This is a genomic window from Rhodovulum sp. 12E13 (genome assembly GCF_003340565.1).
Lineage (GTDB): Bacteria > Pseudomonadota > Alphaproteobacteria > Rhodobacterales > Rhodobacteraceae > HLUCCA09.
Window position 1 is genome coordinate 1 of sequence record NZ_QPLK01000063.1, and the last position, 6128, is coordinate 6128.

Sequence of the window (6128 nt, forward strand, 5' to 3'; positions counted from 1 at the left end):
AGGCAGCGAAGACCGCCTGACGACATCGGGTCGCGCAGATCGGTCGAAAGACGGACATCCGTCGGGAGGGCCATCGAGTGCCGGCCGACAAGGAAAAGGTCAGCGCCGTTCGCGACCTGCGTCAAGCTCCAGAAGGCTCAGGTGATTTCCGGGCGCCTGGAACCTTGAGCGGCGGGGTCCTCGCGAACGGCCCTGACCTGCCCTTCACTGTGCAAATCAACACTGCAGAGCAGCGTTCGGATTGCAGTCATTCGAATACAGAACAAGTCTGGAGGCAGCGAGTAATCCGTCTGATTGATACGCGGTCTCCTCAGCGCCTGAAATGCCGCTCGCCTCACGGCGCACGATGGTGAGGAGCAAGGCCGGCATCTCCGAACGCCCGTCAAGATGGACCGGAGCACCTTGAACGCAACCTGCGTGCGCGCATGCCGTGACGGGTCCGCGACAGGCGCCCCGGAACGACCAACGGGCCCCCGACGTATCGGGGACCCGCCGCGGTTCGCCCGCAACTGGGGAGAAGCAGCAAACCGGTCCGGTCGCGGCTCGGTGGCGCGCGGCCGCGCGCCACCGATCACTGTCATTGAGAAGGTGCCATGATCCGGGCGTTGGTGGCGAAGGCCTCGTTCATGACATGGAAGACGGCGGTGTTGTCCACGAACGCGCCGTCCCAACCATAGGGCGTGCCCCAGAGCTCGGCGGCCTTCAGGTCGGTCTGCGCGAATTCGGCGAAGGCGTCCGCGCCCGCGCCGATCGCCCAGAGCGGAACCAGTTCGTTGGTGTGCCGGTCCGAGGCCCACTGATGGCCGGGGATGTTGCCCGCGCCGCGGTCCTGCACGGCGAGGAACTCGTTGAACATGTCCTCGGCCGGGTGGAAATTGGCCGCCTCGAGCGCCGCGTCGGTGCGCTCCTCGGCCACGGCGGGGCCGCCCACGTTCGTGAAGGTGCCCTCGCCCCAGATGCCGCCGGTCTCGTGATCGGAGGTGACGATGAGCAGCGTCTCGTCCCAGCTCGAGTTCTCCTCGACCCAAGTGATCACCGCGTCGACGGCCTCGTTGAAGTCGATCTGCTCCTCGATGAAGCGGGGCATGTCGTTGGCGTGGCCCATCCAGTCGACGGCCCCGCCCTCGGACATCAGGAAGAAGCCGTTCTCGTTCTGGTTCAGGACGTTGAGCGCGCCCACCGTCATGGTCGCGAGATCGGGAACGACCGGGTTCATCGCCATCCCCGACGGCGTGTCGGCCTCGGCCAGGCCCTCGCGGCTGGCCTGCAGCGTGGAGCCGGCGCGCGCGATGCCGATGACCCGCTCGGGCAGGTCCCCGCCCTCTGCCAGCGCCTCGAACTGCGCCTTGGCGTCGATGAAGGTGGCGCCGCCGATGCCCTCCTCCGAGGTCAGCCGCTCCAGCATCTCGGGCCCGCCGACGAAGCGATAGGCGCCCTCGTCTTCCGGCTCCACCTCGTTGCCCGAGTTGTCGTAGAACGGGTGGCCCGCGCCCATGATGACGTCGAGATCGCTCTCGAACATCTCGGTGGCGATCTCGACGTAGTTGTTGCGCGAGACGTTGTGCGCGATCGTCGAGGCGGGCGTGGCGTGGGAGAGCATCACCGACGAGACGGCGCCGGCGGCGCGGCCCTGGTCGATGGCGATCTGCGCGATGGGCGTGAACTCTTCGGTGCCCGTCCAGTCCAGGTTGAGCCGGCCGTTGGCGGTCTTGCGGCCGGCTTGCAGCGTGGTGCCGGCGGCGGCGCTGTCGGTATAGGAGGTGTAGGTCTCCTCCACCGGCGGGAAGTCGTTCCGGAACGTGTTCTCGAACCGGGTCCAGCGGGTGCGCGGGTCATAGCCCTGCTCCACCGCGCCGGCGGCCTCGGCCGGGTCGGCGCCGTTGGGCAGCACGGCGCCGATCTCGTCGATCAGCGCCAGCGAGTCGTGCGCCAGCCCGTAGACGACCGGCGTCGTGCCGTCGGGCCGCGCCACCTGGTAGGACTGCTGGCCGGCGAGGCCCTGGTAGTAGTCGGCCGCGAGCCAGCCGTTGAAGCCAGCGCCGTCGGAGATCATCAGGATCACGTTCCTCGCGCCCTGCTCCTGGGCGAGGGCGGGCACGGCGAGCGCGCCGGTCAGGGCAGTGGCAAGGAGAAGTCGGGAAGCCGTCATCTGCGTCACCTTTCCTGTTGGAGTATGGGCGACTCTTTCGATAAGGATAAAGGGTAACATGCATTTGACACGGCGATCACGGCCGCGTGCGCAGGCGCGCTCGGTCCCCGGTTCGGTGGCGACCACCCTTGCCCCGTGACGCATCAGGCCAGAGGGCGGCTGCGTTGACCGGGACGGAGGCGCTCGCAGTGTCGGGGCCGGAATGCCGCACTCGCGACGGCCCGCCGACCGGCGCGGCCCGGGCGCGCGACACGGAGGGCCGACGATGACCCGGCAGGATCACCGCGACATGTCCCGTCCCGACATCCCGGCCGCAAAGGATCGCGGCCCCGAACCGGCGCCCTGGCACGACCGCGCAGCGGACGAGGCGACGGATGCGCTGGTTGTGGGCTCCGCCGGTCTGGCCGACCCGAGGCGGCGCGAAGGTCGGAGGATGCGGGGCCGAACCGCCTGCCGGCGCCGCCGCGGGCGGGGGCGGTCGCGCGCTTCCTACGACAGTTCAAAACCTCCTGATCTACGTGCTGCTGGGGCCGCGGCGGTGACGGCGGCGCTCGGCCACCCGGTCGCTACCAGCGTGATCCTCGCCGTGGTGCCGGTCAACGCCGTGATCGGCTTCGTGCAGGAGGGCCGGGCGGAAGAGGCGCTCGCGGCGCTCCGGGGGATGCTCGCGCCCGAGGCGCGGGCGACCCGATGGAGGGGGCGCTCGTCACCTTCGCCTGCAAGGCCGGGCTCGACCCGGCGGATCTGCGCGCGGCCAACCCGCAGACCGACACGATCCCCTTCGACGCCCAGCACCGCTTCATGGCGACGCTGCACCACGACCACGCGGGCCATGCGGCGATCCACGTCAAGGGGGCGCCGGAGCGCCTCCTGGAGATGTGCACGAGCCAGCACTGCGATGACGACGGCGCCCGCCCGATCGACGCCGCATGGTGGCACGCCCGCGCCCAGGAGATCGCGGCGCAGGGCCAGCGAGTGATCGCCATCGCCACGCGCAGCGTCTCGCCCGAGATGCGCGGCCTGCGCTTCGCCGATGTCGAGGGCGGGCTGACGCTGCTCGGCCTCGTCGGCCTGATCGACCCGCCGCGCGACGAGGCCGTGGCCGCCGTCGCCGAGTGCCGCGCGGCCGGCATCCGCGTGAAGATGATCACCGGCGACCATGCCGGCACGGCGCGCGCCATCGGCCGGCAACTCGGCCACCTTCGTTCCCTTCATGGAGACCTTCTTCGACACGCGCCCTGTCGGGCTTTCCGAGGGGCTGATGATCCTGGTCATCGGTCCGGCGCTGCTGTTCGTGCTGAAGGTCGAGAAGCGACTCGCCCGACGGTTCGTGAAGGCCCCGTCCGTCTGGCGTCGACGGACCGGCGCCCGTCGCGATGCGACGCCGTGAGCGCCGCAGGGCGGGGAGTCGGGCGTTCAGGCCGTGCAGCGGCTCCCGCGGCCCGTTGATGATATGCTCGGGCCGGATCCGGCGGGGCCGGTTCAATGCGCTCGGTCAAGGTGGTGAAGCAGGGTGCACGGTATACTGCCCGGCACGGAGGAACGAGAATGTACAAGAGAATCCTGGTCCCGCTGGCCTATCGGCCTGGCCACCATCCCGATGCCGAAATCAAGGCGGCGCGGGCAATCGCCGCGCCCGGAGCCCACATTACCCTTCTGCATGTGATCGGCGCGGTGCCGGAGTTCCGGACAGAGCATGCGACGTCCGGCACGGCGCTGGCGGAGGTCGTCGAGCATGATCTCGAGCGGATCGCGGAACCCTTCGTGGAGGCTGACGTCAAGGTGCTGCAGGGCGACCCGGCCGAGACCATCCTCAATCTGGCGAGCAGAGAGGCGGTGGACTGCATCGTGTTGGCGCCGCACCGTACCCATGCGGGCGAATACGGATCGACGGCCGCGCAGGTGGTCCGCAGGGCACCCTGCACGGTGCATCTGGTGAGATAGGGCGGAACGGGGGGCGCCGCCCGGCGCTCGCGCGTGCCCGCCGCGCGGGGGCTGCCGCGCCCGCGATCGGGAGACGCACGCCGCGCCGTTCGCCCGCCAGTTCCCCACCGGATGGATGCGCTGTCGCGCAAGCGGTCGAGCATCGTGTCCCACGGATGTTTCCGTCAGCGTCATGCTTTCGGGATGCGGCGGGGCAACCCTCCCCGCAGCGGTCATCGGCGCCGTCGCCGTGGCGGGAGCGAACGCGGAACGGTCTGCAGGAGCGTCGGGACGTCGCCGGAAGAGGGTTCCTGTGGTACGCACCCGCGGCATGAACGGCTCGATCGCACCGCTCCCGCGCGCGCGTGCCAATGCCGGCCGGCAGGGCTCGGGGCCGTGACGCTCCTGAAGCTCGCAGGGGGGCTTGCGGCGCTCTACCTCGTCCTTGCGCTCCTGATCATGCTTTTCCAGGATCGCCTGTTGTTCCCGCGTTGGGCGATGGGAGGCGGAGAAGTCCGCCTGCCGGCCGACGCGGAGCGGCTCTCGGTCGACGTCCCGGGCGTCGGCCCGCTGGTCGGAACCCTACTGCCTGCCGACCGCCCGCGACCCGCCGGGGCCGCGCGCATTCTCGGGTTCGGCGGGAACGCGTGGGACGCGGATCACCTCTTGCTCCACCTCCATGCAATCTTTCCCGACCGGGACATCGTCACCTTTCACTACCGTGGCTACGGGCCGAGCGCCGGCCGACCGGGGGCCGACGCGATCCTCGCCGATGCCGAACGCATCCACGATACCGTGATCGCCGACCCCGGCGGTGGACGAACGGTGGTCGTCGGCCTGAGCCTCGGGGCCGGTCCTGCAGCGCATCTTGCAAGCCGTCGCCCCGTGGGCGGCGTTATCCTCGTCACGCCGTTCGACTCCATCGAGGCGCTCGCGGCCGACCTCTATCCGTGGCTGCCGGTGCGCCTGCTGCTGCGGCACCGCATGGATGTGGCGGATGCGATCGCCCGTTCCTCCACACCCGTTGCAATCATCACGGCCGAACGGGACGACATCGTGCCGCCGCGACGGGCAGAGGCGCTCCGCCGCGCGGCACCGGATCTGGTGCTGGACCGGGTCATCCCCGGGGTCGGACACAACGACATCTACAACAATCGGCATTTCGTCGAGGCCATGCGCGAGGCCTTGTCGCTCATGGAGCACCAGGACGGACCCGCGCCGTAACGCGGAGGCTCCACTTCCCTGGTCAAAACAGCGTGCGCGCGGACCCGCCGCATGCGCTGAGAGACGGCGACCGCCAGTGCCGATGGAGAGGCAGCTCGATCCGCGTCAGGAGGGAGCGCCGGATGACCCAGGGCCGCGACGGACGAGCAGCTTGTCGATCCGCAAGCCGTCCATGTCGATGATCTCGATCCGCCAGCCGCCGATCTCGACCGTCTGGCCGACGCGCGGCACTTCGCCGAGGCGCTCCATGACAAGGCCGGCTGCGGTGTCGGCGTTGGTGGGGCGCGGGATCGCCAGCGGGAGCCGCTCCATGAACGCGTCGACAGGCATCCTGCCTGCGACCAGCAGAGACCCATCGCCGCGCTCTACGAACTCGGGTTCGTCGGACTGTGGTTCGTCGAAGCCCCCTGCAATCGTCCCCAACACGTCCATCGGCGTGACGATTCCCTCGAAATGCCCGTGTTCGTCGTGGACGAGCAGCATGTGGCAGGGAGCGGTTCGCAGTCGGTCGATGACCTCGAGGGCCGGCAGGGTCTCCCGGATCGCGGGGGCAGGACGCATGAGCGCAAGCGCGTCGAACTCCGCGTCGGTGGTCGCGAGCAGGTCGCGGCTGTGAAGAACGCCGACGATATCGTCCGGACCGTCACGCCGGAGCGGCAGGCGCTGGGGGAGTATCTGTTGATTTCCTTTCCTCCGGGTACTTAGCAGGCCGCTGAAGAAGTGCGGCTGGAAGGACGTTTTTCCGGGCGCGGGTTTCCAAGTTGAGGCGGTGGCGGCCCGGGACGTGTGGATCGGTTCCGAGATGCCCCGTGTTTCAGGCCGCCAGAAGCTT

General features: G+C 69.6%; 6 protein-coding genes and 1 pseudogene. 5 read left to right on the plus strand and 2 right to left on the minus strand.

The annotated features are described in order from the left end of the window. Window positions 1-577 precede the first annotated feature (577 nt). A complete protein-coding gene (locus tag DLJ49_RS20500; RefSeq protein WP_158547535.1) occupies window positions 578-2149 on the minus strand; it encodes an alkaline phosphatase in 1572 nt (523 codons plus the stop codon). 450 nt (window positions 2150-2599) lie between these two features. Here DLJ49_RS20500 and DLJ49_RS22935 point away from each other — a divergent pair, with 450 nt between their 5' ends. From DLJ49_RS22935 to DLJ49_RS20520, 5 genes and pseudogenes are all read left to right on the plus strand, one after another. Continuing rightward, window positions 2600-2662 (plus strand): hypothetical protein, encoded by a 63-nt coding sequence (locus DLJ49_RS22935; protein WP_369932911.1) that lies wholly within the window; start codon window positions 2600-2602, stop codon window positions 2660-2662. 177 nt (window positions 2663-2839) lie between these two features. Then, window positions 2840-3286 (plus strand): annotated as a pseudogene (locus DLJ49_RS22940) (cation-transporting P-type ATPase); the annotation flags it as partial. Between the two features lie 76 nt (window positions 3287-3362). Beyond that, the gene (locus DLJ49_RS22635; RefSeq protein ID WP_233489359.1) at window positions 3363-3539 is read left to right on the plus strand and encodes a hypothetical protein; all 177 of its coding nucleotides are present in this window, start codon (window positions 3363-3365) and stop codon (window positions 3537-3539) included. Window positions 3540-3697: 158 nt separating this feature from the next. Then, entirely contained in the window at window positions 3698-4093 is a 396-nt protein-coding gene (locus tag DLJ49_RS20515; RefSeq protein WP_158547536.1) for a universal stress protein, read from the plus strand. Window positions 4094-4468: 375 nt separating this feature from the next. Next, window positions 4469-5296, plus strand: a complete 828-nt coding sequence (locus DLJ49_RS20520) for an alpha/beta hydrolase (protein WP_115395377.1) — start codon at window positions 4469-4471, stop codon at window positions 5294-5296. 105 nt (window positions 5297-5401) lie between these two features. Here the strand turns inward: DLJ49_RS20520 and DLJ49_RS20525 are convergent. After that, window positions 5402-6128: transporter associated domain-containing protein (locus DLJ49_RS20525; protein WP_115395378.1), on the minus strand; the 727-nt coding region annotated here is incomplete at its 5' end.

Coding starts and splice junctions, on each gene's coding strand:
- DLJ49_RS20500 (WP_158547535.1), bottom strand. CDS start 2,149: ATGACGGCTTCCCGACTTCTCCTTGCCACTGCCCTGACCGGCGCGCTC.
- DLJ49_RS22635 (WP_233489359.1), top strand. CDS start 3,363: ATGGAGACCTTCTTCGACACGCGCCCTGTCGGGCTTTCCGAGGGGCTG.
- DLJ49_RS20515 (WP_158547536.1), top strand. CDS start 3,698: ATGTACAAGAGAATCCTGGTCCCGCTGGCCTATCGGCCTGGCCACCAT.